This is a genomic window from Actinokineospora terrae, assembly GCF_900111175.1.
Taxonomy (GTDB): Bacteria; Actinomycetota; Actinomycetes; order Mycobacteriales; family Pseudonocardiaceae; genus Actinokineospora; species Actinokineospora terrae.
Map to the genome: position 1 here is coordinate 493,766 of NZ_FOGI01000004.1, position 26,993 is coordinate 520,758.

A 26,993-nucleotide genomic window follows, 5' to 3' on the forward strand; every position below is an offset into this window, starting at 1 on the left:
CCGCCTGTGCAGACCGACGACGACCCGCGTCCCGCCCACGGCGCCGTGTGGGAGGTGCCCACCGGCGACCGCCCGGAGAGCCTCACCTACGCCCCCGACCTCGACGGCGACGCCGATCCCGGCGAGATCGTCTGGGCCTGGGTCCCGTACGAGGACGACCCGGGGCGCGGCAAGGACCGCCCCCTGCTGGTGGTCGGCCGCACCGGCTCCGACCTGCGGGCGCTGATGCTGACCAGCAGGCCGCCGCGGCACCCGGGCGACCCCGACTGGCTCGAACTGGGCACCGGCGGCTGGGACCGCGACGGCCGGGTCTCCTACCTCCGCCTCGACCGGCTCTTCGGCCTGGGCGAGCACGACCTGCGCCGCGAGGGCTCCGTCCTCGAATCCGACCGCTTCGACCTGGTCGCCGACACCCTCCGCACCCGGTTCGGCTGGAGCTAGCCAGTCCCACCCCCGCCCCGGCGCGTGATCGACAGCGCCGGGCCAGAGGTATGCCTCCGGCTCGACGTGCTGGCGTTCTCCGCGGAAAAGTGATATCACTTTGCTAGAGCTGAGCTAGCCCCTGGAGGACCTGTGAACAGCACGATCGAGGACTTCGACCGACCGTTGTTGCCCGCGCCGCACGTGCGGGAGAAGCCCGCGTTCGGCGCGGCGGGGTTGCCGATCGCCGCGGGGGCGCTGGTGATCGCGCTCGGCGGACTCGCCCTGGTCGGGGTGGGGGTGGTGGCACTGGGCGGTGAGATCGAGCTGAGCACCGGTGCCGCCGTGGCCGCGCTGGTGTTCGGGGCGTTGATCACGGTGGCGGCCGTGGTCACCACGGGCGGGCTGACGATGGTCGCGCCCGGGGAGGCCAGGGTCGTGCAGTTCCTGGGGCGCTACACGGGGACCGTGCGGCTCGACGGGCTGCGGTGGGTCAACCCGTTCACCACGCGGCGCAAGGTGTCCACCCGGATCCGCAACCACGAGACCGCGGTGATGAAGGTCAACGACGCCGACGGCAGCCCGATCGAGATCGCCGCGGTCGTGGTGTGGCAGGTGCAGGACACCGCGCGGGCGGTGTTCGAGGTGGACGACTTCATCGCCTTCGTCGCGATCCAGACCGAGACCGCGGTCCGGCACATCGCCACCACCTACCCGTACGACGCGCACGACGACGAGCCCGGCCTGTCGCTGCGCGACAACGCCGACGAGATCACCCAGCGGCTCTCGGCGGAGATCGCGGCCAGGGTGGAGGCGGCCGGGGTCGGCGTCATCGAGTCGCGGATCACCCACCTGGCTTACGCGCCGGAGATCGCGGGCGCCATGCTGCGCAGGCAGCAGGCAGGCGCGGTGGTCGCGGCCCGCAAGCGGATCGTGGAGGGGGCGGTGGGGATGGTGGAGCTGGCGCTCGACCGGCTCGCCGCGCGCGAGGTGGTCGACCTGGACGAGGAGCGCAAGGCGGCGATGGTGAGCAACCTGCTGGTGGTGCTGTGCAGCGACCACGAGGCGCACCCGGTGGTCAACGCGGGCTCGCTCTACCACTGATGGCCGAACGCAAGAAGGTCCTCCTGCGGCTGGACCCCGCCGTGCACGACGCGGTGGCCCGGTGGGCGAACGACGAGCTGCGCAGCACCAACGCGCAGATCGAGTTCATGCTCCGCCGCGCCCTCGCCGAGGCCGGGCGGTTGCCGGACGCCGCGGGAGGCCTGCCCAGGCGGGGGCGGCCACCCAAGGCCCCCGACGCGGACGAGCCGCAGGGGTGACTGTTAACCTGGCTCGTCGCGCCGTGCGGCACTCCGCCATGGAGGAGACCTGCCCCGGCAGGGCCACCCCGATCGCTCACCGCGGTCGACCAGCGGCGCGCGATCCGGACTAGACCTCGAGGAGCACCACTATGGCGAACATCAAGTCCCAGCTGAAGCGGATCAAGACGAACGAGAAGGCGCGGCTGCGCAACAAGTCCGTCAAGTCCTCGGTCAAGACCGCGATCCGCAAGTTCCGCGAGGCCGCCGAGGCCGGTGACCAGGCCAAGGCCCAGGAGCTGCTCGCCGTCGCCAGCCGCAAGCTGGACAAGGCCGCCGGCAAGGGCGTCATCCACCCCAACCAGGCCGCCAACAAGAAGTCGGCGATGGCCCAGCGGGTGAACAAGCTCGGCTGAGCCCAGGCTCACACGCGGCGCCGTCCCCTCCCGGGGGCGGCGCCGCTGTCGTATGAGCGAGACTGCTGGACATGGACCCCAAACCCGCTCCACCGAATCCCGCCCACCCGAAACCCACCTCGGCCGCGAGGACCTCGCTGTCGCACATCATGACCGTGGTGGACACCAACCTCCTCGGCACAGTCCACGGTGGAGTCATCATGAAGCTGGTCGACGACGTGGCGGGCGCCGTGGCCCAGCGCCACTCCGGCGGCCCGGCGGTGACCGCGGCCATGGACGGCATGACCTTCCTGCACCCGGTCCGCGTCGGCGACCTGGTGCACGCGCACGCCCAGGTCAACTGGGCGGGCAAGTCCTCCATGGAGGTCGGCGTCCGCGTCCTGGCCGAGCCCTGGGACCGCGCCGACGTCCCGCAGACCAAGGTCGCCACCGCCTACCTGGTCTTCGTGGCCGTCAACGAGGACGGCAGCCCCCGCGCCGTACCCCCCGTCACCCCCGAAACCGAGGAAGACGACCGCCGCCTGCGCGAAGCCGAGATCCGCCGCCAACACCGCCTAGCCCGCCGCGACGAGATCCTCGCCAGCCGAGTCCCCAAGCTCTGACAGCTATCCACAACCCCCCGCACCATCCACAGCCGCCACCGCGCACTTCCACCCACCACCACGCCCCCCATACCCTGGATCTTCGGGGGGTGCTCAGGACGGGGCATGCCCTACTTGGGCTGTCCACTGCGGACAACGGGGGTGCCGGGGTCTGTTGTGGACGGTGGTCAGTCCTGGCGGTGGGCCTCGGCCAGGCGCAGGACGGCGCGTTCCAGGGCGTAGCCCGCGTCGGCGGCGACGCCCTTCACGTCGGCGTTGACGTCGGCTACGGCGCGCATGGCGGCCGCGAGTCCCGCCGGTTTCCAGCCGCGGGACTGGGCCAGGGCCTTCTTGACCTTCCAGGCGGGCATGCCGAGTTCACCGGCGAGCTTGAACGGGTCGGCCCGGCCCGCGCCCGCCACCCTGGCCACGGTGCGGACGGCGTCGGCGAGCGCGTCGGCGACCAGCACGTGCGGGACGCCCAGCTGCATCGCCCAGCGCAGGGCCTCCATGGCGCCCGCGACGTCCCCGGTGACGGCCTTCTCCGCGACGGCGAAGCCGCTCACGTCGGCGCGGCCCCGGTGGTACCGGCGCACGGCCTCCTCGCTGACGTCCCCCGCCGCGTCGGCCACCAGCTGGGCCGAGGCCGCCGCCAGCTCGCGCAGGTCGGACCCCACGGAGTCGATCAGCGCGGCGACCGCCCTCGGGTCGGTCTTGCCCCCGGCGCGGCGGATCTCGTTGCGCACGAAGGCCTCGCGCTCGGCGGCCTTGGTGATCTTGGCGCACTCGGTGACCACGGCGCCGGACTTCTTCATCGCCGCGACGATGTCCTTGCCCGCCTTGCGCCCGCCGCCGTTGTGCACCACGGCGAGCACGATCCCCTCGGCAGGCGACTTGGTGTAGTTGACCACCAGCGCGGCGATGTCCTGGGTGGCCTCGTGCGCGGCGTCGAGGACGATCACCCTGCCCTCGGCGAACAGCGACGGGCTGACCATCTCCACCAGCTCCGGGCCTGTGAGATCAGCCACCTTGAGCCTGGTCAGGTCGGCCGAGGCGTCGGCGAGCCGCGCGGTCTCCAGGATGGCCCGGACGGCGCGTTCGATGAGCAGTTCCTCTTCTCCCAGCACCAGTTGCAACGGCGGCGGGAGTACCGAGGGCGAGTTCACGCCCGCGATCCTGCCACGCCCCGCCGACAGGGCCCGCCCTGGCGCGCCACGACGACGGGCTGGCCGAGGTGCCGGGCGGTGCCGTACCGTTGCCGTCACGCCCCGGCTCGGCCCGGGCGACAACTGAATACCGCTCATCCAGAGGGGCAGAGGGAAACGGCCCGATGAAGCCCCGGCAACCGGCGTACGCGTCACTTCCTCATCGCGAGGAGGCGGACGACCACGGTGCCAATTCCGACCCGCAGCCGCGGGATAGATGAGGAGACACCTCGCGATGACCTCTGTCGACGTCCAGACCAGCACCCTCGACCTCGGCCCCGCCCGGGCCCTGTCCTGTCGTGAGTGCGGCCACCAGATCCCCCTCGCCGCCGAGTTCGCCTGCGCCGAGTGCTTCGGCCCGCTCGAGGTCGCCTACGACTTCGGCACCGTGACCAGGGCGAGCATCGAGGCGGGGCCCAAGTCGATCTGGCGCTACAAGGGCCTGCTGCCCGTGCCCGCCGACGTGGAGCGCTTCCCGAACACCGACCCCGGCATGACCCGCCTGGTCAAGGCCGACCGGCTCGCCGCCGCACTCGGCGTCAAGTCGCTGTGGGTCAAGGACGACACCGGCAACCCGACGCACTCGTTCAAGGACCGCGTGGTCGCCGTCGCCCTCGCCGCGGCCCGGACGCTGGGCTTCAGCGTCCTGGCCTGCCCGTCGACCGGCAACCTCGCCAACGCCGTCGCCGCCGCCGCGGCCCGCGCGGGCTGGGACTCGGTGGTGCTGATCCCGTCGTCGCTGGAGCGCGCGAAGATCCTGACCACCGCGGTCTACGACGGCGCGCTGATCGCCGTCGACGGCAACTACGACGACGTCAACCGGCTGGCCACCGAGCTCGCGGGCGAGCACGAGGACTGGGCGTTCGTGAACGTCAACGTCCGCCCGTACTACGCCGAGGGCTCCAAGACGCTGGGCTACGAGGTCGCCGAGCAGCTCGGCTGGCGCCTGCCCGGACAGGTCGTGGTGCCGGTGGCCTCCGGCTCGCAGCTGACCAAGGTGGACAAGGCGTTCCGCGAGCTCGGTGAGCTCGGCCTGGTCGAGCCGACCCCGTACCGGGTGTTCGGCGCGCAGGCCACCGGCTGCTCCCCGGTGTCGACGGCGTTCAAGGCGGGCCAGGACGTGATCCGCCCGGTCAAGCCGGACACCATCGCCCGCTCGCTGGCCATCGGCGCCCCCGCCGACGGCCCGTACGTGCTCGACTCGGTCCGCCGCACCGGCGGCGCGGTCGAGGACGTCACCGACGCCGAGGTGGTCGAGGGCATCCGCCTGCTGGCCCGCACCGAGGGCATCTTCGCCGAGACCGCGGGCGGCGTCACCGTCGCCACCGCGAAGAAGCTCATCGAGACCGGCCAGCTCGACCCCGACGCCGACACCGTCCTGCTCATCACCGGCGACGGCCTCAAGACCCTCGACGCCGTCCAGGATCACATCGGCCCCCGCGCCACCATCCCCCCGACCGCCGCCGCCGTCCACGAGGTCCTCAACCGCGGCTGACCCAGCCAGGCCCACCCACGGGCCTGTCGCACGCACCGGCCTGCCTCGTCGCAGACGCCAGCCCGCTTTCCGTGGGTGAGGTGACGCACCCGCCTCACCCACGGAAATCGCACCCGTCCCACCCACCCCGCCACCGCGCTGCCGGGGTTGTCAGCGGCGGGACGGCGGTCTGGGGTCGCCTCGGACGACGAGTTCGGGGCCGTCCGGGGCGGGGACCACCGCCGTGTCGCCGGTGCGGTCGGTTCGGGCTATGCGGGTGCCTTGGCGGATGAGAGCGGCCAGGGTCTGCGGACTGGGATGGCCGTAGCGGTTTCCCCCGCCCACACTGACCAGGGCGAGTCTCGCGCCCACCGCGCTCAGGAAATCCGGTGCGGTGTAACGAGAGCCGTGGTGCGGGACCTTGATCACGTCAGCCGCCAGGTCGGCGCGCCCGGTGAGCAGTTCGGCTTGGGCGGCCAGTTCAACGTCGCCGGTGAGCAGTACCCGGCCCGCTCGGGTGGTCGCGCGCAGCACCACCGAGCGGTTGTTGATCGCCGTGCCGTCTGTCTCGGATCGTTCCTCCTTTCCCTGTGGGGCAAGCACTTCCATCACCAGCCCTGGCCACGCCAGCCGCTGTCCAGCGGTGACGCCGACCAAGGGCACCTTGGCGGCCGCGGTCTGTTCCCGGACCTGCCGCCACGCCCAGTCCGGCGCGCGGCCAGGGCCGACAGCGACCGCGCCCACCGACCGGTCGGCCAGGACCGAGGCCAGCCCGCCGACGTGGTCGGCGTGCAGGTGGCTGAGGACCACCAGCGCCACCTGGCGGACGCCGAGCCGGTCCAGGCACTCCCGCACCGGCGCGGGGTCCGGCCCGGTGTCGACCAGCACCACCCGCCCGCTGTCCTCAGTGGACAGGACGATGGCGTCGCCCTGCCCGACGTCGCACACGACGGCCGCCCACCCCGGTGGTGGCCATCCCGGCGCCAGTGCCCGCACCGGGAGCAGCACGACCACCGCCACCACGACGCCCACACCCAGCGCGACCCGCGCCGACCGCCACCGCAGGCCGACCACCAGGCCACCGGCCAGCAGGGCGAGTGCGACCCCGCCCCACCACCCGCTGGGCCAGTCGAGCGCGGCACCGGGCATCCGGGCCGCCCACCGCCCGACGACCACCAGCCAGTCCACCTCGGGTCCGGCCGCCCGCACGAGCCAGTCCGCCGCCCACGGGGCGACGGGCACGACCAGCGCGGCACCGAGCCCGAGCACCGTGGCGGGCGCCACGACCGGTGCCACGACCAGGTTGGCCACGACCGCGACCAGGCTGACCTGCCCGCTCATCCCGGCGACGACCGGCGCCGTCGCGAGGTGCGCCGCGGCGGGCACCGCGATCGCCTCGGCCAGCAGCCTGGGCACACGGCGCCGCTCCAGCCGGTCGACCCACCCCGGCACCACGAGCACCAGAGCGGCGGTGGCCAGCACCGACAGCACGAACCCGAAGCTGACCGCCATCGCCGGGTCGACGGTGACAAGCACGATCACCGCCACGGCCAACGCGGGCAACGCCGACCGCTCCCGCCCCAGCGCGAGCGCCACCAACCCGATCGCGCCCATGACCCCGGCCCGCAGGACACTCGGCTCCGGCCCGGCGAGCACGACGTACCCGACGAGGGCGAGCATGGCGGCCACCGCCGACGACCTGGGCCCAAGCCGGGCCAACCGCGCCAGGAACAGCACGGCGACGCAGACCACGGCCAGGTTCGCACCGCTGACGGCCAACAGGTGCGCCATCCCCGCGGCCTTGAAGTCGTCCTCGACCGAGGCGACCATCCCCTCGGTGTCGCCCACCACCAACGCGGGCAGCAACCCGGCGGACTCGTCGTCCAAGACCGAGGACGCGGCACGGAGGCCGTCGCGCAGCGCCTGCGCGGCCACCTGCCACGCGGGTGCCTCGGTGACCTGAGTCGGCGGTCCCCGAACCCGCAGCACCGCGACGGTCAGGCTGCCGGGTTCCGCGGTACCCAGCACGCCGTTGGCCACCAACCGCTGACCGGGTAACAACTCCGCCCACTGCTCCACCGGCGCGAACAGCAGCACCCGACTGCCCTCGGCGGTCACCGGGATGACCACCGACCGCACTCCCGACGGCATGGCCCCAAACCCACTCGACCGCACCTTCCTCGGTCGTTCAGCCACCTCCACTCGTAGTTCGACCACCGCCGCCCGCGCCGCATCACCTCGAAGCGGATCGTCCGCGGCCTCCCGAATCCTGGATGTCACCGGGAACAGGGCCAACAGCCCACACGCCACCAGCGGCCACCCAGCTCGGATCGCCCGCACCGGACGCGTGTGTCGCAGATGGACAATCCCCGCCACCACAGCGACCCCACCGACCGCCAGCGCCACGACCCAGTGCACCAGCAGCCCACCCAGCCCGGCCAACCACACGGCGACCGCCCCGGGAACCAACCGCCACTCCACCCGACCGACGTCGCCCGCCATCAGAACCCCCATCGACAATCAGCACTGCCTCAACAGCAAGAAGGACCTCACCAACCGCTTGGACCCACGATCTGAGATCACCCCTCTTCGGGTCCCAGTCCATCAACAACCACGGCCAAGCACGATTGCCGCAGTCCGGGCCTGCCGCCGGTGCCTGATTCGGCGTGGATGGATTGGGATGAGGAGTTTTCTGATGGCGGCCGCTGTAAGTAGGCCAGAGTCTGGAGTGTGCTGGTCATGGTCTGGTCCTGACGCCCAGGGATGCGACTGTGGTGCAGGCCAGGATGGCGAGGACGGCGGCCAGGGACCAGTGGACCACCAGACCCAGGAAGGTCGCGGTGCCGAGGAAGGCGAGGGTCGTGGTGGTGCTGACTTGGGTCATCGGATGACCACCAGGTCGCGGAGGGTTTCGTAGCGGGCGGGGCCGATGCCGTCCACCTCGCGCAGTTGGTCGACCTTGGTGAAGCGGCCGTGTTTCGCGCGCCAGTCCAGGATGCGTTGGGCGGTGACCGTTCCGACGCCGGGGAGGGTGTCGAGGCGGGCGAGGGTGGCGGTGTTGAGGTTGACCTTGCCGCCCGGTTCCGGGACGTCCTCCGGCACCGGTGGGGCGGGGGCGCCGACGTGGATCTGTTCGCCGTCGACCAGTTTGCGGGCCAGGTTGAGCGAGGTCAGGTCGGTCCCGGGCAGCGCTCCCCCGCCAGCGCGCAGGGCATCGTCGACGCGGGCGCCATCGGGAAGGGTGCGGAGGCCGGGTTCCCGTACCTTCCCGACCACGTCGACGACGATCGTGGCCACCGGCGGCTGTTCGACCGCAGCAGCGGCCAGGGCGGGTGCCGGCTCCCCGGTCGGCGGCGAGCCGGAGAAGGCGAGCACCCCGACGACGGCCACCGCCGCGACGGCGAGGCCGATGGCCACCGACACCGGGAACCGCCTGCGGCGCGGTTGTTCGGTGTCGGACTCGCCCCGGTCCCAGGGTCGCCCGGCGATCGCGGCGAGTCGGGCGAGTACGGAGTCGATCTGCTTGACGCGCTGTTCGTCTGCCATGAGATCGAAGGTAGGAACTCCGCAAGGGCGCAGGGAAGGCGCGCCCGTCTTCTGTGGACAGTTCGGGGGGTTGTGGACAACTCCGGCGTCAGCGCGGGTCGACGACCACGCCCAGCACGCCCGGCCCGGTGTGTGCGCCGATCACCGCGCCCAGCTCGGAGATCACGCAGGTCGCGGCGGGCAGCCGGGCGCTGAGGCGATCCGCGAGGTCCGCCGCCCGGTCCGGGTCGGCGAGGTGGTGCACGGCGATCCGCACCGACGACTCCCCCGCGGCGTCCACGGCGAGGTCGACCAGGCGTCCGACCGCGCGGCTGGTGGTGCGCACCTTCTCCAGCGGCACGATCTGGCCGTCGACGACGTGCAGGATCGGCTTGACCGCCAGCGCCGTCCCCAGCAGTGCCGCCGCCGCGCCGATCCGCCCGCCGCGCCGCAAGTACTCCAGGGTCTCGACGACGAAGAAGCACCTCGTCGCGGCTGCCGCCTCGACGGCAGCGGCCTCCACCGCCTCGCCCCCTGCTCCCGTGGCAGCCACCTCAGCGGCCCGCAGCACGGCGAACCCCAGCCCCATGGCCGTGGTCCTGGAGTCGACGACCCGCACGGCCGCGCCGAACTCCTCGGCGGCCAGCCGGGCGGACTCCCAGGTCCCCGACAACTCGCGCGATAGATGCACCGAGAGCACGCCCTCGGCTCCGGCATCGAGCATCGCGCGGTAGTTCTCGGCGAACTCGGCCGGGTTCGGCCGGGAGGTCGTGACCATCCGCCGGTCGCGAAGAGCGGTCGCGAGCTGCGTGGGACCTATGTCGATGCCGTCGCGGCCCTCACGACCGTCCACACGCACCAGCAGTGGGACGACCCGCACCCCGTGCCGGTCTGCCGAGCCCTCCGGCAGGTAGGCGGTGGAGTCGGTGAGGACGGCGAAGGGCACGTGTTGGGAGCCTAGTTGTCCGGGGGCGTGTCCAACAGCGGCGCGAGGTGCTCGGCGAGCGCGGAGGCCACCATCCGGTGCCCGTCCCAGCCCCAGTGGATGCCGTCTGGATTGCCGTGACCACGGAGAACGTGCTCCCCGACGACCTCGGCGACGTCGAACGGCACAACGTTGTTCCGATCTGCCCAGTCACGCATAAGAGCCAGCGTTCGTGACCGGCCAGCGTGCATGTAACCGTACGCAGGCGCTCGGTGGACCGAGGGCAACATCGCCACTACAGGCAGGTCCGGTCGCAGTGCCCGAACGGCGACCACGATGTCGTTGAGGTAGCGGACGGTCAGTTCCGCCGGTAGCGCCACCGGCCATCCGCCTGTCGCACGTGACGCCCACGGCTGCACAGCCAGGTAGGCCTTACGGACGTGTCGGCGCAACCAGTCCGGGCGCAGGTAGCGGATGCCCTGGCGAAGGTAGGTCGGTAGCGGCGAGGGAAGCGTGTCCATCCCGCCGACCGCTAGCACCAACACGTCGATGTCGGGCATGTGCGTCCACACGCGAGGGTCGCCGACCAGGGACCAATAGGCGTCACGCGCGGTCCAGCCGAAGCTCGCGAACAGCTCCGCGCGTCCGTTGACGGCGGTAGCGGCAAGGTTGGGCCAGAGACGGGCATCGTTCGCCGGGTGGGGGCCATCGGGACCGTGGAAGCTCAGCGAGTCGCCGAACACCATGACGGTCCGGGGCGCGCTACCCGGTGATGCCAACGTTGTACGCGATCAGGCGCCACGCGAGGCCGCTGGTCTCACGGCGGGCCAGGACCGTCCAGTGGCAGTTGGAGATGCCGCCGAGCTGCCACCAGTTGCCTACCGGGAGCTCGAGCAGGCTGCCTGCCAACGCCGTGATGAGGCCACCGTGCGCGCACAGCACCGCGGTCTCGTCAGTGCCCTCGTCGAGCCCCGCGACCACCTCGGTCGCCCTAGCGGCCACCTCGACCCGGGACTCGCCACCGGGTGGGGTCCAGGTGGCGTCGGTCTGCCACTCCGCGCGACCGCCCGGCCACTCCTGGTCGATCTCGGCGCCGGTCTTGCCCTGCCAGAGGCCCAGGTTGGTCTCGCGCAAACGCTTGTCCACCCGCAGCGGGACCCCGATCGCCTCGCTGAACACGGTGGCGGTGTCGGTGGCCCTGCGCAGGTCGGAGGCCACGACGACGTCCGGTGAGAACCGGGCGAGCGCGGGAACCGCGAAGCGGGCCTGGTTGCGGCCCACCTCGGTGAGGTTCGAGTCGATGTGGCCCTGCATCCGGCCCGAGGCGTTGTAGTCCGTCTCGCCGTGGCGCCAGAGCACGAGCCTGCGCAGGGTCACTCGACGTCCGCGCTGGTCTTGTCGCCGTCCTCGATCACACCCGCGGGCGCGGTCGCGGCCGACTCCTCGGTCACGTCCGAGGGGCCCGCCTCGAACTCGACGCGCGGGCAGTCCTTCCACAGCCGCTCCAGGCCGTAGAACGAGCGCTCCTCGTCGTGCTGGACGTGCACCACGACGTCGACGAAGTCGAGCAGCACCCAGCGGCCCTCGCGGGCGCCCTCGCGGCGGACCGGCTTGGAGCCCGCCTGGCGCAGCCGCTCCTCGACCTCCTCGACGATCGCGCCGACCTGCCGTTCGTTGGCGGCCGAGGCGATCACGAAGCAGTCGGTGATGACGAGCTGGTCGGAGACGTCCAGCACGATCACGTCGGTGGCCTTCTTGTCGGCCGCCGCTCCAGCCGCGACCAGTGCCAGTTCGCGTGCCTCGTGCGTCGCTGCCACGTCACTCCTCGTTCAGATATCCCAGGGGCTAACCCGTCGAGGATACCGGGTGAGGTACCGGTCAGTTCTCGGCGGCGTAGAGGCGGCGCTTGGAGATGTACTGGACCACCCCGTCTGGCACCAGGTACCAGACCGGGAGACCCGATCCGACCCGCGTGCGGCAGTCGGTGGAGGAGATGGCCAGGGCCGGGACCTCGACCAGGCTCACGGTCCCGGACGGGAGGTGCGCGTCGGCCAGGCTGTAACCGGGGCGGGTGACGCCAACGAAGTGCGCCAGGGTGAACAGCTCCTCGGCGCGGTGCCACGACAGGATCTGTTCGAGCGCGTCGGCGCCGGTGATGAAGAACAGGTCGGCGTCGGGGTGCTGCGCGCGGAGGTCACGGAGAGTGTCGACGGTGTAGGTCACGCCGGTGCGGTCGATGTCGACCCGGCTCACCGAGAACCTGGGGTTGGACGCCGTTGCCACTACCGTCATCAGGTAGCGGTCCTCGGCGGCACTGACCTCTTTGCCGTCCTTCTGCCAGGGCACCCCGGTCGGGACGAACACGACCTCGTCGAGGTCGAACCGGGCCTGCACCTCACTCGCCGCCACCAGGTGACCGTGGTGCACGGGGTCGAAGGTGCCGCCCATGATGCCAATCCGGCGCGCCATGCCCGGAGCCTACGGCCGCGCCCGGCCACCGTCCTGACATGCGGCGACGGGTATGAGCAACATCATGCGCACCCCGCGTGGCGGTCGACTTCCGAACGCCACCGTTCGGGTCATGACATGGACCCTATGACCGGATCGGTATGACCGTGTGTGGCCACCGGACCGGGAGACTGCCGAGCATGGCTTGGATACCGATCCACGATCAGCCGTACGACCCCGTGCCTTACCGGCCGGCCAAGGTCAGTGCGGCGGAGTCGCTGCAGGCGGCTGCTGATCTACGCGCGAAGATGGACCAACGCAGGACCGTGCGCGCGTTCTCCACGGAGCCGGTGCCCGAGCAGGTCGTTGTGGACGCTATAGCCGTTGCGGCTACCGCGCCCTCTGGTGCCCACCAGCAGCCGTGGACCTTCGTCCTGGTCACCGATCCCGAGGTCCGCGCGCGGATCCGGGAGGCGGCGGAGACCGAGGAGCAGATCTCCTACGCGGGCAGGCTCGGCGAGGAGTGGCTCTCGGCGTTACGTCCACTGGGGACCGACCAGAACAAGCCGCACCTGACGGACGCGCCGTTCCTGATCGTGGTCTTCGAGCAGCGGTACTACCTCGACGAGGACGGCGAGCAGCACAAGCACTACTACGTCGACGAGTCGGTGGGCATCGCCGTCGGCATGCTGCTGACCGCGTTGCACCTGTCGGGGCTGGCCGCGCTGACACACACACCGAGCCCGATGAAGTTCCTGTCCGAGGTGCTGGGCAGGCCCAAGAACGAGAAGGCGTTCGCGGTGATCCCGGTCGGCTACCCGGCCGACGACGCCACGGTCCCCAGGCTGATCCGCAAGGACCTCGACCAGGTCATGGTCAAGATCTGAGGTCCCCGGGTCCGACAGCTCCGGCGGAAAGCTGCCGCTTCGCCCGCCGGGGACTCCGGTCAGGATGACCGGGGACCCGCCTCGCGCGGATGGTGCGCGTCCGCGCGCGGCGGGTCCATCCCCAACCCCCCGAGTTGTCCACAGCTCACCGGCACCGGCTCGACGCCCGTTGACGAGGCGCTGTATCCATGTGATGTGGACGACAACGCATTGCGGCAATCGGCGGAAGAACGGCTGCGCGCCCTGGCAGGGCCCGGGGCGAGCCTGCGCGACGACCAGTGGACGGCCATCGAGGCACTGGTCGCGAGGCGCCGCCGCGCGTTAGTGGTGCAGCGCACCGGCTGGGGCAAGTCCGCTGTGTACTTCGTCGCGACCGCGCTGCTGCGCGAGCTCGGCGAGGGCCCCACGGTGATCGTGTCCCCGCTGCTGGCCCTGATGCGCAACCAGGTCGAGGCGGCGGCGCGGGCCGGTGTCCGCGCGGCGACGATCAACTCGTCGAACGCCGAGGACTGGGACCAGGTGCACGAGGCGGTCGCCCAGGGCGATGTCGACGTGCTGCTGGTCAGCCCGGAGCGGTTGAACAACCCCGACTTCCGCGACTCGGTGCTGCCCAGGCTGACCGCGTCGGCCGGGATGCTGGTCGTCGACGAGGCGCACTGCATCTCGGACTGGGGGCACGACTTCCGGCCGGACTACCGTCGCCTTCGGACACTCCTGGGTGAACTCCGCCCCGGGGTGCCGGTCCTGGCGACGACGGCGACCGCCAACGACCGGGTGGTGCGCGATGTGGCGCACCAGCTGGGGCTCGGCGCGGAGGACGCGCTCGTGCTGCGTGGCGCCCTGGACCGGGAAAGCCTGCGGTTGGGGGTGTTGCGGCTGCCGACGCCGCAGGCCCGGTGGGCGTGGCTGGCGGAGAACCTGGGCAAGCTGACCGGATCCGGCATCATCTACACGCTGACCGTGGCCGCGGCGGAGGAGTTGGCGTCGTTCCTACGGGAACGCGGGTACGAGGTGGCCTCTTACACCGGCCGCACGGACACCGCGGACCGGCTGCGCGCCGAGGACGACCTGCTCGGGAACCGGGTCAAGGCGCTGGTCGCGACCTCCGCGCTCGGCATGGGGTTCGACAAACCGGACCTGGGGTTCGTGGTGCACGTCGGGGCGCCGCAGTCACCCATCGCCTACTACCAGCAGATCGGGCGTGCCGGTCGTGGCGTGCGGCGGGCGGACGTGGTGCTGTTGCCGGGCACCGAGGACAAGGACATCTGGTCGTACTTCGCCTCGCTGGCCTTCCCGCCGGAGCACTTCGTCCGGCAGGTGCTCGCGGCGCTGGCCGAGGCCGGGCGGCCGCTGTCGACGATGGCGCTGGAGCCGAGGGTCGACCTGTCGCGCGGGCGGCTGGAGATGGTGCTGAAGGTCCTCGACGTCGACGGCGCGGTCCGGCGGGTCCGCGGCGGGTGGGAGCACACCGGCGAGGCGTGGGAGTACGACGCCGAGCGGTACGAGCGGATCGCGGGCGCGCGCAAGGCCGAGCAGGACGCGATCCTGGCCTACCAGGAGACGACCGGCTGCCGGATGGAGTTCCTGCTCCGCCAACTCGACGACCCGCACGCCGCGCCCTGCGGCCGGTGCGACAACTGCGCGGGCGCGCAGTGGTCCGCCGCGGTGTCGGCCGAGGAGATGGCCGTGGCACAGGAGAAATTACGTCGGCCCGGGGTCGAGGTCACGCCCAAGAAGGCCTGGCCGACCGCGATGGCAACCCTCGGCGTCGCGCTCACGGGGAAGATACCGGCGAGCAGGCTAGCCGAGCCCGGCCGCGCGCTGGGGCGGTTGACCGACATCGGGTGGGGCAACCGGCTGCGGGACCTGTTCGCGTCCACAGAGGACGGAGAGGTGCCCGGGGACCTGGTCGACGCCTGCGTGAAGGTGTTGACGGCGTGGGGATGGGCGCAGCGACCGGCGGGCGTGGTCACCGTGGGCTCGACCCGCCACCCCCGGTTGGTGTCCAGCTTCGGCGCGGCCATCGCCTCGATCGGGCGACTGCCGGTGCTCGGTGAGGTGACCGTGGGGGCCTCGGCTCCCCGGGCCAACAGCGCGCACCGGTTGGCGTGGCTGTGGAACTCGATGTCGGTGGGAGCGGAGCTGGCAGAACGGATCCGTGAGACCCCGGGCCCACTCCTGCTGATCGACGACCGCATCGACACCGGCTGGACCATGACCGTCGGTAGTGCCCTGCTCCGCGACGCGGGCGCCACCGCGGTCCTGCCGTTCGCCTTGGCCACCACCAGCTGAGGTCGACTCTCACCATCACAGCCGGCTGCACGAGAAAGGAGAGTTCACCCGACCGGAGTCGGAGACAACTGAATCGCCTGACGCCCTCGGTCGATGCGGCCGCTGGCGAACCGGGCCATGCCGACCCGCTGTCGGCCGATCCAGATGCCCGTGACCACCTCTCCGGAGGGAGATCAGCTCCGCCGGTCAGGTGGTACGGGTGAGGGGCACCAGGTCGTCGGCGTGGACTACCTCGCGGCGGCGGTCGGCGGGGAGGGGCTGGGGCGGGTGGCCGATGAGGGCGGGGAGTTCGGCGGCGTCGAAGTTGGTGATGCCCCGGGCGATCACCTTGCCGGTGAGGGTGGCCAGTTCGACCACGTCGCCTGCCTGGAAGTCGCCCTTGACGGTGGTGATTCCGGGGGCCAGGAGGGAGCGGCGGCGGTCGACGACGGCGGCAACGGCGCCGTCGTCGAGGGTGAGGGTGCCGGTGGCGTCAGCGGCGTAGGCGAGCCAGAAGCGGCGGGAGGTGAGGCGGCGGCCGGTGGGGGCGAAGGCGGTACCCACGTCGGCGGGGCCCAGGGCCTGCGGTGCGTCGGAGGCGGCGGCCAGCAGGACAGGGACGCCCGCGGCGGCGGCCAGGCGGGCGGCGGCCAGTTTCGAGGCCATACCACCGGTTCCGAGACCGGAAGCGCCGACCGCGCCCGCGCGCACACCCTCCACATCGGACTCGCCTGCCACCTCGGCGATCCGGCGGGCCGCGCCGAGCCGGGGGTCGCCGTCGTACAGGGCGTCCACATCGGACAGAAGAACCAGGGCGTCCGCGCCGATGAGGTGGGCCACCAACGCGGCGAGGCGGTCGTTGTCGCCGAAGCGGATCTCCTCGGTGGCAACGGTGTCGTTCTCGTTGACCACCGGAACAGCGCCCAGGGCCAGCAGGCGGGTCAGCGTGCGCTGCGCGTTGCGGTAGTGCGAGCGGCGCACGATGTCGTCCGCGGTCAGCAAGACCTGGCCCACACGCAGCGAGTACCGACCGAACGAGGCCACATACGCGTGACCCAGGGCGATCTGCCCCACGCTGGCCGCGGCCTGCTGCGTCGCCAGGTCACGCGGGCGCCGGGCCAGCCCCAACGGGGCCAACCCGGCCGCGATGGCACCGGAGGACACCAGGACGACCTGGCTCCCGGCGGCCCGGCGGGCGGCGACCGCGTCGACCAGGGCGTCGAGCCTGGCCGGGTCGAGGCCGCCCTCGGCCGTGGTCAGCGACGACGAGCCGACCTTCACCACGACCAGCCGGGCACCGGCGACCGCGGCGCGGGTGCTCACTCCTCGTCCTCGTCGAGCAACTCCTCGAACGGCGTGCGGCGCAGGACCTTCTGGGCCTTGCGCTCGGGGGCGCCCACGCGGGTCGGGCGGTCCAGGCGCGGGTCGTCGCCCCGGTTGTGCATCATCACCGCGACACCGGCCGGGGTGGACGGCTCCCAGTCGAACGTGACACCGCCGACGGTGACCGGGCAACCGGGCACCGCGCCCGCCTTCGCCAGCGCTTCCTCGACGCCCAGGCGGGCCAGCCGGTCGGCGAGGTAGCCGACGGCCTCGGTGTTGTTGAAGTCGGTCTGCCGGACCCAGCGGTCGGGCCGGTCGCCGCGGACGATGAACCCGGTGTCGTCGGTGGGGTCCTGGACGATGGTGAAGCCCGCGTCGTCGACGGCGGTGGGCCGCAGCACGATCCGGGTGGCCTCCGGCGCGGGCTTGCTCGCCCGGTCCTCCTCGATGACCTTGGCCAGCGCGAAGCTCAGCTCGCGCAGCCCGGCCCGGCTCACCGTGGAGATCTCGAACACCGGCAGCCCGCGCGCCTCGATCTCCGGGCGCACCAACTCGGCCAACTCGCGCGCCTCGGGCACGTCGATCTTGTTCAGCACGACCAGCCGGGGCCGGTCGGCGAGCGTGCCGCCCAGCGCGGGCGTGTAGCGGGCCAGTTCCTCTTCCAGCGCGTCGATGTCCGAGAGCGGGTCGCGGTCGGCCTCGTAGGTGGCGCAGTCGACGACGTGCACCAGCACGGCGCAGCGCTCGATGTGGCGCAGGAAGTCCAGCCCCAGCCCCTTGCCCTGGCTGGCGCCCGGGATCAGGCCGGGCACGTCGGCGATCGTGTAGACCGAGTCCCCCGCGGTGACCACGCCCAGGTTCGGCACGAGCGTGGTGAACGGGTAGTCGGCGATCTTCGGCTTGGCCGAGGACAGCACGGCGATCAGCGACGACTTGCCTGCCGAGGGGAAGCCGAGCAGCCCGGCGTCGGCGACCGAGCGCAGTTCGAGCACCAGGTCGCGGGTCTCCCCCGGCTCGCCGAGCAGCGCGAACCCGGGCGCCCGCCTGGCCTTGGACGCCAGCGCGGCATTGCCGAGCCCGCCGCGGCCACCTCGAGCGGCGATGAACCGGGTGCCGTGGCCGACGAGGTCGACCACGATCTCGCCCGCCTCGTCGAGCACCACGGTGCCGTCCGGGACGCGCAGCTCCAGGTCCTCGCCGGTCGCGCCGTCGCGGTTGGCGCCCTGCCCCTGCTTGCCGCTGGCCGCGTCCGCGTGCGGGCGGAAGTGGAAGTCGAGCAGGGTGTGCACGTTGCTGTCGACGACCAGCACGACGTCGCCGCCGTTGCCGCCGTCACCGCCGTCCGGGCCGCCGAGCGGCTTGAACTTCTCGCGGTGCACCGAGGCGCAGCCGTTGCCGCCACTGCCAGCGGCGACGTGGATGACGACCCGGTCGACGAAACGGGACACCTGGGGGTACTTCCTCTCACAAACGGACGAGGGGCGAGCCGGAGTGTGTCCAGCCCGCCCCTCGTCTCAAGGGTCTTGCGTCGTCCGCGGGGCTCAGGCCTCGACCGGGACGATGTTGACGGTCTTGCGGCCACGCTTGCTGCCGAACTGGACCGAACCGGCGGCGAGCGCGAAGAGGGTGTCGTCCTTGCCGCGGCCCACGTTCACACCGGGGTGGAACTTGGTGCCGCGCTGGCGGATCAGGATCTCGCCGGACTTGACGACCTGGCCGCCGTAGCGCTTCACGCCGAGGTACTGGGCGTTCGAGTCGCGTCCGTTGCGGGAGCTGGACGCGCCTTTCTTGTGTGCCATGGCTGCTCAGGTCCTCTACTTGGTGATGCCGGTGACCTCGACGCGGGTCAACTTCTGGCGGTGACCCTGTCGCTTGTGGTACCCGGTCTTGTTCTTGAACTTGTGGATCCGGATCTTGGGGCCCTTGGTCTGCTCGACGACCTTGCCGGTCACCGAGACCTTCGCCAGGGCGTCCAGATCCGTGGTGACGTCGGTGCCGTCGACGACGAGCACCGCGGCGAGGTTGAGCTCGGTGCCCGGCGCGCCCTCGAGCTTCTCGACCTCGACGACGTCGCCGACAGCCACCTTGTACTGCTTGCCGCCGGTCTTGACGATCGCGTACATCGGGACGGAAGTCTCCTGCTACTAGACGGTGGGGGTCCTACGCGCCCTTATCCACCGCAGACCGGATCGGGCTTCGCACGACACAGCCCACCGAGCGGCGGGCCATGAGACAGGTTACGTGCCTGCTGGAAGAGGGGTCAAACCGGGGTGGGTTTACCCCCGGTTCGACCCCCCGTCATCAGCTCTCCTGCGCCACGTCGACCGGGGGTCCGGCCGGGCGGGACGCTGCCCTGCGGGCGACCCGGCGCCGCGGCGGGACCACGGCGGCGACCGGCTCGGCCACCTGCGGTTCCGGCTGGGTCTCGCGGGGCTGCGAGGCCGAACGCACCTCGGCGGCGGACGCGGACACCACGGGCTCCGGCTCGGCGCGCACCGGCTCCGGCGGCGACCAGGGCGCGGCCGACGCGACGGGAGCGGCGACGGGCTCGGACTCGGTGACCGGAGCCGCCGCGCCCTGCGCCCTGCTGGCCGACCGGCGCCTGCGCCTGCTGGTCGGGGCTTCTTCCACCGGAGCAGCCGGAGCGACCGGGGCGGCGGGCTCCACGACCGGCGTGGGCTCCTCGACCTGGGCGTGCGGGCGGGACCCGTTGGAGGTGTGCTCGACCGGGTGCTCGTCGTGCTTGGTGGTGGCCTTGGCGATGTCGCGCACGGCCACCTTGGCGGCCTCGTCGCGGGACTGCTCGCCGCCACCGCCGCGGTTGCGGTTGCGCCTGCCGCCGCCCTGGGACTTCTCGGCGACCGGGGCGGGCGCGGGCGGCTGCGGCTGCTGCTGGCCACTCGGGTTGGCCGGGGCCCGCACCGTCGGCTCCGTGGTCACGACCACACCGCGGCCCTTGCAGTGCTCGCAGGTGGTGCTGAACGCCTCCAGCAGACCGGTGCCGACCCGCTTGCGGGTCATCTGCACCAGGCCGAGCGAGGTGACCTCGGCGACCTGGTGGCGGGTCCGGTCGCGGCCGAGGCACTCGGTGAGCCTGCGCAGCACCAGGTCGCGGTTGGACTCCAGCACCATGTCGATGAAGTCGATCACGATGATGCCGCCGATGTCGCGCAGCCGCAGCTGGCGGACGATCTCCTCGGCCGACTCCAGGTTGTTGCGGGTGACCGTCTCCTCGAGGTTGCCGCCGGAGCCGGTGAACTTGCCGGTGTTGACGTCGATGACGGTCATCGCCTCGGTGCGGTCGATCACCAGGTAGCCGCCGGACGGCAGCCAGACCTTGCGGTCGAGCGCCTTGAGCAGCTGCTCGTCGACCCGGTGGGTGGCGAAGACGTCGGCGACGCCGACGTGCTTGCGGACCCGGTCGAGCAGCTCGGGGGCGACGTGGCGGACGTAGGCGTCGATGGTCTCCCAGGCGGTGTCGCCCTGCACGACCAGCGAGGTGAAGTCCTCGGTGAACAGGTCGCGCACGACCTTGACCAGCAGGTCGGGCTCCTCGTAGAGCAGCACGGGGGCGCTGCTGCGCTTGCCGCCGCCGCCGGACTTCTCCTTGATGACCTGCCACTGGGCCTGCAGCCGGCGCACGTCGCGGCCGAGCTCCTCCTCGCTGATGCCCTCCGAGGCGGTGCGGATGATCACACCGGCGTCCTCGGGGACGATCCGCTTGAGCAGGTCCTTGAGCCTGCGCCGCTCGTTCTCGGGCAGCTTGCGGGAGATGCCGGTCGCGCCGCCGCCCGGCACGTACACCAGGAAGCGGCCGGGCAGGCTGATCTGGGTGGTCAGCCGGGCGCCCTTGTGCCCGACCGGGTCCTTGGTGACCTGGACCAGCACACTGTCGCCGGTGGACAGCGCCTGCTCGATCTTGCGGGCCTTGCCCTCGAGCCCGGCGGCGTCCCAGTCGACCTCACCGGCGTAGAGCACGGCGTTGCGGCCGCGGCCGATGTCGACGAAGGCGGCCTCCATGCTGGGCAGCACGTTCTGCACGCGGCCCAGGTAGACGTTGCCGACCAGCGAGCCGGTGCCGAACGAGGTGACGAAGTGCTCGACGAGCACGCCGTCCTCGAGGACGCCGATCTGGGTGCGGTCGCCGTGCTCGCGCACGACCATGGCGCGGTCGACGGCCTCGCGGCGGGCCAGGAACTCGGCCTCGGACAGGATCGGGGCGCGCCTGCGGCCCGCCTCCCTGCCGTCCCTGCGGCGCTGCCGCTTGGCCTCGAGCCTGGTCGAGCCGCGCACGCTGCGCACCTCGTCGCGGGCGATCTCGCCGCGGTTGTCGTCGCGGGCGTCGCGGGTGTCCCTGGGGTCGCGCGCCTCACGGGTCTCGCGGACGTGGACGACCGTGTTGGGCGGGTCGTCACCGGCGTCGGCGCTGTCGTCGTCGCCACCCTTGCGGCGACGGCGCCTGCGCCTGCGGCGGTTGCCACCGTCACCGGCCTCGGACTGGTCCTCGTCGGCCTCGGGCTCCTCCTGGGGCTCCTCGGCGGCGGGGGTCTCTTCCTCGTTCTGCTCGCCCGCCTCGTCAGCGGCGCCCTTGCCCCGGCCGCGACCACGGCGACCACGGCGGCGGCGACGGCCGGAGCCGCCGTCCTCGTCGTCGTCGTCGTTCAGGTCGAGGTCGGGCTGCTCGGGCTCGACGACCTCGGCCTCGACCGGCTCGGGCTCCGCGACCACCGGCTGGGCGGGGGCGGGCCGGGCGACGGGGGGCTCCGGCGGCAGGAACAACGGCGACGCGGAGGCGAACACCGGCGTGGGGGGGATGCGGCGGCGCTTGGGCTCGACCGGCTCGTCAGCGACGACCGGCTCAGGCTCGGGTTCGGGCTCCCGCGGCTCGTCAGCGGCTTGCTCCGGCGCCAGCAGCGCCCTGGCGACCCGCGCCGCGGTGTCCTTGGACACGCTCGACTGCGCGCCCCGCACCGCCTCGCCGAGCCCCTCCAGGGCCGCGATGACGTCCTTGCTGCTCACCTCGAGCAGCTTGGCCAGCGCGTGCACGCGGACCTTGGCTGGTACCTGGGCCAGCAACTCGGCCAGGGCCTGGTCGCTGGGTGTGGTGGTAGCCCCGCCGGCACTTCCGGCAGGGGTGGACATATCCGACATGTAGCTCCTCCGCCCCCGGGCGCGTCGTCCAGACGCGAGCCGCTCAGGGGCCTAGTTGTCATTCCACCGCGCTGGGGCGGCGGGAATCCTCGCCTGTACACCGCCGCGGCGTGGTCGTCACCGACCACGGCCCGCCTGCGGCAGGTCGTTCGACGGCGGTAGAGGCGCTCCGATTCCCCGATGGACTACCCGAGGCCCGCCTGCCTGTCGAGGGCCAGCGGGTCGGACAGGCCGCCATCGTCGTCAAGCCGCCCCTGGGCCAACCGGGTCGCCTTCGCGGGGACCGGTGGTTCCAGAGCGGCGACGACACGCAGCGCGCTCAGTACGTCGTCGGGTCGAACGGCAGGTGTTGTTTGCCGGACGACCACACGCAGTATCCCACACGAACGCTCCGGGTAGGACATGTCGACGCCCACACGGCTCGGCGCGTCGTCATCAATAGGGGTGTCCTCGGTCTCGGGCGAGCCGGACCCGTCCTCGGCCGAGGACCCCACCGGGCCCTCCAGCACCACGGCCCTGACGACGGCGGGCCGCGCGTCGATGAGCCGCCTGCCGTCCTTGGTCAGCCGCTCGACCTCGACGTGCTCGGTGGCCAGCAGCTGCTCGACCGCGCCGCGCAGGTCCGCCGGGGCGACACCGGGCAGCTCGATGTGCCAGTCGCTGGCCTCCATCCGCTCGGCGAGCCCGCCGGGGCCCGCCTCGACGGCCTCCAGCACGTCGAGCCCGGGGGCGAGGGCCGCGTCGAGCACCTGGGCGAGCCTGGCCGGGTCGACCCGCTCGACGAGCGAGACCTCGACGTACTCCGCCTCGCTGGCCACCCCGGTCGGCGCGGCGCCGATCCAGGAGATCTTCGGGTGCGGGTTGAAACCCTGCGAGTAGGCCATCGGCACGCCCGCGCGGCGCAGCGCCCGCTCGAAGGCCCTGGCCACGTCTCGGTGGGAGGTGAAGCGGAGCCTGCCCCGCTTGGCGTAGCGGAGCCGGATCTTCTGCACCGGCGGCGCCGAGGGGTTGGGCTGGTCCTGGCGGCTCAGGATTACTCCTTCTGGTGGTCTGGTCGTGCTCCGGTGGTGAGCCCACCACCGTTGGTGGCACCGTACCGGGAGCGCCAATTCGGCTCGCGAGCTTGTTTCCCACTCGGGGGCCGGCTAGCGTCCGCACGGAGTGGTCAACCCGCGCCGAGGGAATGCACTGGAGGTCGCCCGTGCCTCTGCTCCGCCTGACCAAGGCGGCAGCGGTCAGCGCCGTGATGGTCGCGGCAGCACTCGCCGTCCCCCTCATCGCCGACGGGGAACCCCTGGAGGACGGCTCGCTGCCCTGCCACCCGACGGGCGCGCAGTCGCGCTACCTGGTCCTGTTCACCGAGGTCACCAGCCCCGAGGGCGCCTCCCACGAGATGACGTTGGCTTGCGGGTCGACGGTTGCCTACTACCCGGAAATCGCCGTCGGGGTGGCCACGTCGGGCGACCCGAGGTTCGCCGAGCGGATCGGCCGGGACCGGGCGTTCAGCACCGAGGCGGTGGAGGCGGCGTCCGGGCGGCACGGCAGGCAGGCGGCCCCGGTCACGACCGGTGGCGGGGACGACACGGCCGTCGACCGCTCCGGCGAGCAGTGGGACATGGACCTCATCAAGGCGGGCGCGGCGCACGCGGTGTCGACGGGCAGCAAGGGCGTGCTGGTCGGCGTGCTCGACTCGGGCATCGACGCGACGCACCCGGACCTGGCGCACGCGGTCGACCCGAGCAAGTCGGCCGGGTGCGTGAGCGGCAAGGCGGACCAGAGCCCGCAGGCGTGGGCGCCGACGACGTCGGTGCACGGCACGCACGTGGCGGGGATCATCGCGGCGGCCGACGACGGCCTGGGGATCACCGGCGTGGCCCCCGGGGTGCGGTTGGCCTCGGTGAAGGTGGTCGACGACGACGGGACGGTGCGGCCGGAGTCGGTGGTGTGCGGGCTGATGTGGGCCGCGGCCAACGGCATGGCGGTCGCCAACAACAGCTACTTCGTGGACCCGTGGCCGCTGACCTGCGACCGGGGCGAGGAGCACGTGGTCTTCGAGGCGGTCCGGCGGGCGGCCGACCACGCCACCAGCCGGGGTGTGCTCACCGTGGCCGCGGCGTCGAACGAGGAGCGTGACCTGGCGTCGCCGAGCGGGCAGACGGCCGGGCCAGGCGGGCAGTGGCGGACGCTGGACAGCAGCTGCCGGGTGTTGCCCGCGGGGCTGCGCGGCGTGGTCGCGGTGTCGGCGGTCGGCCCTGATCGGGTGAAGGCCGGGTACAGCGCGTACGGGCTCGGGGTGATCGACGTGACCGCACCGGGTGGTGAGCAGTCCTCCGGTCGGTGCGTCCTGTCGACGGTGCCCGGTGGGTACGCGCAGGTGTGCGGGACGTCCATGGCGGCGCCGCACGTGTCCGGGGTGGCCGCGTTGCTGGCCTCCACGCACCCCGGTGCGTCACCACAGCAGCTGATGCGGCTGCTGACCTCGCAGGCGACCAGCATCGCCTGTCCGACGGACTACGACCTCGACGGCACGGGCGGGCAGGACGCGTACTGCTCGGGGTACGCGCCGTTCAACAGCTTCTACGGGCACGGCATGGTCGACGCGCTCGCCGCCGTCACTCCGTAGCGAACACGCGCAGCATCAACGCGTCCGCGGGGCTCAACCCGGCGCGCTCGTAGAACGGGATCGCGCGCTCGGACGGGGTCAGCACCACGCGGGGGTATCCGAGGTCCTCGGCGTGCCGCAGCAGCGCGGCGATCAACGCGGCCCCTACGCCGGCGTTGCGGTGCTCGGGTAAGACGAAGAAGTTGCTCAGGTAACCCCAGGCGCCGCCTCTTATGCCTGGCTTGGGCATGCGGGTGACCTCGACCAGACAGCAGAACCCGACCGGCTTGTCGTCGACCTCGGCGAGCCAGAACTCGCGGTAGGACCGCTCCCGCTCCCACCACCGGGCGAACTCGGCCTCGAACCCCGGATCGGGTACCGGCCCGTCCTCCTCGCCTGCCTGGCGGCGCAAGAAAGCCACCGACGCCATGTCGGCGTCGGTGGCCTTGCGGACGATCACGGGGCCGACAGGACCGGGTTGCGCACCGGGGAGCCGACGCCGACCGGGCTGATCGGCAGCAGCTTGCGCCCGGTGGGGCCGATCTCGATGTCGGTGCCCATCGCGGGGCAGACACCGCAGTCGAAGCACGGGGTCCACCGGCAGTCGTCCTGCTCGCGCTCGTCGAGGGCGTCCTGCCAGTCGTCCCACAGCCAGTTCTTCTCCAGGCCGGAGTCGAGGTGGTCCCAGGGCAGGACCTCTTCCTCGGTCCGCTCCCGGGTGGTGAACCAGTCCAGGGACACCCCGAGCGGCTCCAGTTCGGCGGCCGCGGCGGTGGTCCAGCGCTCGTAGGAGAAGTGCTCGCTCCAGCCGTCGAACCGGCCGCCCGCGCGCCACACGGCCTCGATGACCCGGCCGACGCGCCGGTCGCCGCGCGAGAGCAGGCCTTCGATGATGCTGGGCTTGCCGTCGTGGTAGCGCATGCCGATGTTGCGGCCGATGCTGCGGTCGCGGTCGGAGTTGACCGCCTCGCGCAGCTTGCGCAGCCGGGAGTCGACGGTGTCGGGGTCGCACTGCGCGGCCCACTGGAACGGGGTGTGCGGCTTGGGCACGAACCCGCCGATGGAGACGGTGCAGCGGATGTCCTTGCGGCCGCTGGCGACCCGACCGGCGCGGATGACGTTCTTGGCCATCTCGGCGATCTGCAGCACGTCGTCGTCGGTCTCGGTGGGCAGCCCGCACATGAAGTAGAGCTTCACCTGCCGCCAGCCCTGCGCGTACGCGGCGCTGACGGTCTTGATGAGGTCCTCCTCGGACACCATCTTGTTGATGACCTTGCGGATGCGCTCGCTGCCGCCCTCGGGGGCGAAGGTCAGCCCGGAGCGGCGGCCGTTGCGGGAGAGCTCGTTGGCCAGGTCGATGTTGAACGCGTCGACCCGGGTGCTGGGCAGCGACAGGCCGGTGTTGGTGCCCTCGTAGCGGTCGGCGAGCTGCTTGGTGATCTCGCCGATCTCGGAGTGGTCGGCGCTGGAGAGGCTGAGCAGGCCGACCTCCTCGAAGCCGCTGGCCTCCAGGCCGGTCTGGATCATCGCGCCGATGCCCTCGATGGACCGCTCGCGCACCGGGCGGGTGATCATGCCCGCCTGGCAGAACCGGCAGCCCCGGGTGCAGCCGCGGAAGATCTCGACGCTCATCCGCTCGTGCACGCTCTCCGCGAGCGGCACCAGCGGCTTCTTCGGGTAGGGCCAGGCGTCGAGGTCCATGGTGGTGCGCTTGGCGATGGTCTCGGGCACACGGGGCCGGTTAGGGCCAACGGTGTCGATGTGGCCATCGGGGCGGTAGGTGAAGTCGTAGAAGCGCGGGACGTAGACGCCGCCGGTCTCGGCCATGCGGGTCAGCAGCTCGTCGCGCCCGCCGGGGCGGCCTTCGGCCTTCCAGGCGCGGATGATGTCCGAGATCTCGATGACGGCTTCCTCGCCGTCACCGAGCACCGCGGCGTCGATGTAGTCGGCGATGGGCTCCGGGTTGAACGCGGAGTGGCCACCGGCGAGCACGACCGGGTGGTCCTCGGTGCGGTCGGCGGCCAGCAGCGGGATGCCTGCCAGGTCGAGCGCGGTGAGCATGTTCGTGTAGCCCAGCTCGGTGGAGAAGCTGACGCCGAGCATGTCGAAGGCGCCGAGCGGGCGGTGGCCGTCCACGGTGAACTGCGGGACGCCGTGCTCCCGCATGAGCTTCTCCAGGTCCGGCCACACCGCGTAGGTGCGCTCGGCGAGCACGTCGGCGATCTCGTTGAGCACCTCGTAGAGGATCATGACGCCCTGGTTGGGCAGCCCGACCTCGTAGGCGTCCGGGTACATCAGCGCCCACCGCACGGTGGTGCTGTCCCACTCCTTGACGGTGGCGTTCAGCTCCCCGCCGACGTACTGGACCGGCTTGGACACCCTGGGCAGCAGCGGCTCGAGTTGGGGGAAGACCGATTGGACGCTCACAGCGAACCAGGGTAACCCGGTGCGCGCGGCGCCCTTC

26 protein-coding genes and 1 riboswitch are annotated in these 26,993 nt (G+C 72.1%); of the genes, 9 read left to right on the plus strand and 17 right to left on the minus strand.

Annotated elements, in window-relative coordinates; genetic code table 11:
• Positions 1-6 precede the first annotated feature (6 nt).
• From BMY07_RS10865 to BMY07_RS10885, 5 genes are all read left to right on the plus strand, one after another.
• Positions 7-441, plus strand: a complete 435-nt coding sequence (locus BMY07_RS10865; RefSeq protein WP_092777071.1) for a type II toxin-antitoxin system PemK/MazF family toxin — start codon at positions 7-9, stop codon at positions 439-441.
• 132 nt (positions 442-573) lie between these two features.
• On the plus strand, positions 574-1,524 hold the full coding sequence (locus tag BMY07_RS10870) for an SPFH domain-containing protein (protein ID WP_245782310.1): 951 nt from the start codon (positions 574-576) through the stop codon (positions 1,522-1,524).
• Complete coding sequence (locus BMY07_RS10875) at positions 1,524-1,742, plus strand: type II toxin-antitoxin system antitoxin (RefSeq protein WP_092777073.1); 219 nt, start codon at positions 1,524-1,526, stop codon at positions 1,740-1,742. The genes BMY07_RS10870 and BMY07_RS10875 overlap by 1 nt, the downstream gene beginning before the upstream one ends.
• A 131-nt stretch (positions 1,743-1,873) precedes the next feature.
• Positions 1,874-2,137 (plus strand): 30S ribosomal protein S20, encoded by a 264-nt coding sequence (gene rpsT / locus BMY07_RS10880; RefSeq protein ID WP_092777075.1) that lies wholly within the window; start codon positions 1,874-1,876, stop codon positions 2,135-2,137.
• Positions 2,138-2,286: 149 nt separating this feature from the next.
• Complete coding sequence (locus BMY07_RS10885; protein WP_245782323.1) at positions 2,287-2,739, plus strand: acyl-CoA thioesterase; 453 nt, start codon at positions 2,287-2,289, stop codon at positions 2,737-2,739.
• 167 nt (positions 2,740-2,906) lie between these two features.
• Here BMY07_RS10885 and holA read toward each other — a convergent pair whose 3' ends face one another.
• Positions 2,907-3,884, minus strand: coding sequence for a DNA polymerase III subunit delta (holA, locus tag BMY07_RS10890; RefSeq protein ID WP_092777079.1), 978 nt, complete (start codon positions 3,882-3,884; stop codon positions 2,907-2,909).
• Positions 3,885-4,015: 131 nt separating this feature from the next.
• A riboswitch (SAM riboswitch) is annotated at positions 4,016-4,147 on the plus strand.
• Positions 4,148-4,158: 11 nt separating this feature from the next.
• On the opposite strand from holA, the gene thrC reads away from it, so the two are divergent.
• Positions 4,159-5,418: a threonine synthase gene (gene thrC / locus BMY07_RS10895; protein ID WP_092777081.1), complete on the plus strand. Its 1,260-nt coding sequence runs from the start codon at positions 4,159-4,161 to the stop codon at positions 5,416-5,418.
• 150 nt (positions 5,419-5,568) lie between these two features.
• Here thrC and BMY07_RS10900 read toward each other — a convergent pair whose 3' ends face one another.
• From BMY07_RS10900 to nadD, 8 genes are all read right to left on the minus strand, one after another.
• Positions 5,569-7,911: a ComEC/Rec2 family competence protein gene (locus tag BMY07_RS10900; protein ID WP_425426259.1), complete on the minus strand. Its 2,343-nt coding sequence runs from the start codon at positions 7,909-7,911 to the stop codon at positions 5,569-5,571.
• A 223-nt stretch (positions 7,912-8,134) separates the two neighbouring features.
• Positions 8,135-8,281: a hypothetical protein gene (locus tag BMY07_RS34265; RefSeq protein WP_177215521.1), complete on the minus strand. Its 147-nt coding sequence runs from the start codon at positions 8,279-8,281 to the stop codon at positions 8,135-8,137.
• Positions 8,278-8,943, minus strand: coding sequence for a ComEA family DNA-binding protein (locus tag BMY07_RS10905; protein ID WP_092777083.1), 666 nt, complete (start codon positions 8,941-8,943; stop codon positions 8,278-8,280). The genes BMY07_RS34265 and BMY07_RS10905 overlap by 4 nt, the downstream gene beginning before the upstream one ends.
• Before the next feature lie 88 nt (positions 8,944-9,031).
• Positions 9,032-9,868 (minus strand): DegV family protein, encoded by an 837-nt coding sequence (locus BMY07_RS10910; protein WP_092777085.1) that lies wholly within the window; start codon positions 9,866-9,868, stop codon positions 9,032-9,034.
• Positions 9,869-9,879: 11 nt separating this feature from the next.
• Positions 9,880-10,593 (minus strand): diglucosylglycerate octanoyltransferase, encoded by a 714-nt coding sequence (gene octT / locus BMY07_RS10915; protein WP_092777087.1) that lies wholly within the window; start codon positions 10,591-10,593, stop codon positions 9,880-9,882.
• A gap of 16 nt (positions 10,594-10,609) precedes the next feature.
• A complete protein-coding gene (locus tag BMY07_RS10920) occupies positions 10,610-11,224 on the minus strand; it encodes a histidine phosphatase family protein (RefSeq protein WP_092777089.1) in 615 nt (204 codons plus the stop codon).
• Positions 11,221-11,664 (minus strand): ribosome silencing factor, encoded by a 444-nt coding sequence (gene rsfS / locus BMY07_RS10925; RefSeq protein ID WP_092777091.1) that lies wholly within the window; start codon positions 11,662-11,664, stop codon positions 11,221-11,223. Before rsfS ends, BMY07_RS10920 begins: the two co-directional genes overlap by 4 nt.
• A gap of 61 nt (positions 11,665-11,725) precedes the next feature.
• A complete protein-coding gene (gene nadD / locus BMY07_RS10930; RefSeq protein WP_092777093.1) occupies positions 11,726-12,316 on the minus strand; it encodes a nicotinate-nucleotide adenylyltransferase in 591 nt (196 codons plus the stop codon).
• A 179-nt stretch (positions 12,317-12,495) separates the two neighbouring features.
• On the opposite strand from nadD, the gene BMY07_RS10935 reads away from it, so the two are divergent.
• Together BMY07_RS10935 and BMY07_RS10940 are read left to right on the plus strand one after the other, a co-directional pair.
• Entirely contained in the window at positions 12,496-13,182 is a 687-nt protein-coding gene (locus tag BMY07_RS10935) for a nitroreductase family protein (protein WP_092777095.1), read from the plus strand.
• A gap of 195 nt (positions 13,183-13,377) precedes the next feature.
• On the plus strand, positions 13,378-15,474 hold the full coding sequence (locus tag BMY07_RS10940) for a RecQ family ATP-dependent DNA helicase (RefSeq protein WP_092777097.1): 2,097 nt from the start codon (positions 13,378-13,380) through the stop codon (positions 15,472-15,474).
• 186 nt (positions 15,475-15,660) lie between these two features.
• On the opposite strand, the gene proB is transcribed toward BMY07_RS10940, so the two are convergent.
• From proB to BMY07_RS10970, 6 genes are all read right to left on the minus strand, one after another.
• On the minus strand, positions 15,661-16,776 hold the full coding sequence (proB, locus tag BMY07_RS10945; protein WP_092777099.1) for a glutamate 5-kinase: 1,116 nt from the start codon (positions 16,774-16,776) through the stop codon (positions 15,661-15,663).
• Entirely contained in the window at positions 16,773-18,224 is a 1,452-nt protein-coding gene (gene obgE, locus BMY07_RS10950) for a GTPase ObgE (RefSeq protein ID WP_092777101.1), read from the minus strand. The genes proB and obgE overlap by 4 nt, the downstream gene beginning before the upstream one ends.
• 93 nt (positions 18,225-18,317) lie before the next feature.
• Positions 18,318-18,575 carry a 50S ribosomal protein L27 gene (rpmA, locus tag BMY07_RS10955; protein ID WP_092777103.1) on the minus strand — a complete coding sequence of 86 codons (258 nt, stop codon included), beginning with the start codon at positions 18,573-18,575 and terminating at the stop codon, positions 18,318-18,320.
• Between the two features lie 15 nt (positions 18,576-18,590).
• Complete coding sequence (rplU, locus tag BMY07_RS10960; protein ID WP_092777105.1) at positions 18,591-18,899, minus strand: 50S ribosomal protein L21; 309 nt, start codon at positions 18,897-18,899, stop codon at positions 18,591-18,593.
• Positions 18,900-19,077: 178 nt separating this feature from the next.
• Positions 19,078-21,927, minus strand: coding sequence for a translation initiation factor IF-2 N-terminal domain-containing protein (locus BMY07_RS10965; RefSeq protein ID WP_092777107.1), 2,850 nt, complete (start codon positions 21,925-21,927; stop codon positions 19,078-19,080).
• 185 nt (positions 21,928-22,112) lie between these two features.
• Positions 22,113-22,919, minus strand: a complete 807-nt coding sequence (locus BMY07_RS10970; protein WP_092777109.1) for a TIGR03936 family radical SAM-associated protein — start codon at positions 22,917-22,919, stop codon at positions 22,113-22,115.
• Between the two features lie 191 nt (positions 22,920-23,110).
• Here BMY07_RS10970 and BMY07_RS10975 point away from each other — a divergent pair, with 191 nt between their 5' ends.
• A complete protein-coding gene (locus BMY07_RS10975; protein WP_092777111.1) occupies positions 23,111-24,550 on the plus strand; it encodes a S8 family peptidase in 1,440 nt (479 codons plus the stop codon).
• Here BMY07_RS10975 and BMY07_RS10980 read toward each other — a convergent pair.
• Positions 24,540-24,989, minus strand: coding sequence for a GNAT family N-acetyltransferase (locus BMY07_RS10980; RefSeq protein WP_092777113.1), 450 nt, complete (start codon positions 24,987-24,989; stop codon positions 24,540-24,542). The genes BMY07_RS10975 and BMY07_RS10980 overlap by 11 nt on opposite strands.
• Positions 24,986-26,956, minus strand: coding sequence for a TIGR03960 family B12-binding radical SAM protein (locus BMY07_RS10985; protein WP_092777115.1), 1,971 nt, complete (start codon positions 26,954-26,956; stop codon positions 24,986-24,988). The genes BMY07_RS10980 and BMY07_RS10985 overlap by 4 nt, the downstream gene beginning before the upstream one ends.
• Positions 26,957-26,993 lie beyond the last annotated feature (37 nt).

Excerpts from the sequence above, each read along its gene's own strand:
- rpmA (WP_092777103.1), bottom strand. The coding sequence starts at position 18,575 with ATGGCACACAAGAAAGGCGCGTCCAGCTCCCGCAACGGACGCGACTCG.
- BMY07_RS34265 (WP_177215521.1), bottom strand. The coding sequence starts at position 8,281 with ATGACCCAAGTCAGCACCACCACGACCCTCGCCTTCCTCGGCACCGCG.
- BMY07_RS10935 (WP_092777095.1), top strand. The coding sequence starts at position 12,496 with ATGGCTTGGATACCGATCCACGATCAGCCGTACGACCCCGTGCCTTAC.
- BMY07_RS10885 (WP_245782323.1), top strand. The coding sequence starts at position 2,287 with ATGACCGTGGTGGACACCAACCTCCTCGGCACAGTCCACGGTGGAGTC.
- nadD (WP_092777093.1), bottom strand. The coding sequence starts at position 12,316 with ATGGCGCGCCGGATTGGCATCATGGGCGGCACCTTCGACCCCGTGCAC.
- rplU (WP_092777105.1), bottom strand. The coding sequence starts at position 18,899 with ATGTACGCGATCGTCAAGACCGGCGGCAAGCAGTACAAGGTGGCTGTC.
- octT (WP_092777087.1), bottom strand. The coding sequence starts at position 10,593 with ATGGTGTTCGGCGACTCGCTGAGCTTCCACGGTCCCGATGGCCCCCAC.
- BMY07_RS10965 (WP_092777107.1), bottom strand. The coding sequence starts at position 21,927 with ATGTCGGATATGTCCACCCCTGCCGGAAGTGCCGGCGGGGCTACCACC.
- BMY07_RS10975 (WP_092777111.1), top strand. The coding sequence starts at position 23,111 with ATGCACTGGAGGTCGCCCGTGCCTCTGCTCCGCCTGACCAAGGCGGCA.
- rpsT (WP_092777075.1), top strand. The coding sequence starts at position 1,874 with ATGGCGAACATCAAGTCCCAGCTGAAGCGGATCAAGACGAACGAGAAG.
- BMY07_RS10905 (WP_092777083.1), bottom strand. The coding sequence starts at position 8,943 with ATGGCAGACGAACAGCGCGTCAAGCAGATCGACTCCGTACTCGCCCGA.
- BMY07_RS10875 (WP_092777073.1), top strand. The coding sequence starts at position 1,524 with ATGGCCGAACGCAAGAAGGTCCTCCTGCGGCTGGACCCCGCCGTGCAC.
- thrC (WP_092777081.1), top strand. The coding sequence starts at position 4,159 with ATGACCTCTGTCGACGTCCAGACCAGCACCCTCGACCTCGGCCCCGCC.
- BMY07_RS10900 (WP_425426259.1), bottom strand. The coding sequence starts at position 7,911 with ATGGGGGTTCTGATGGCGGGCGACGTCGGTCGGGTGGAGTGGCGGTTG.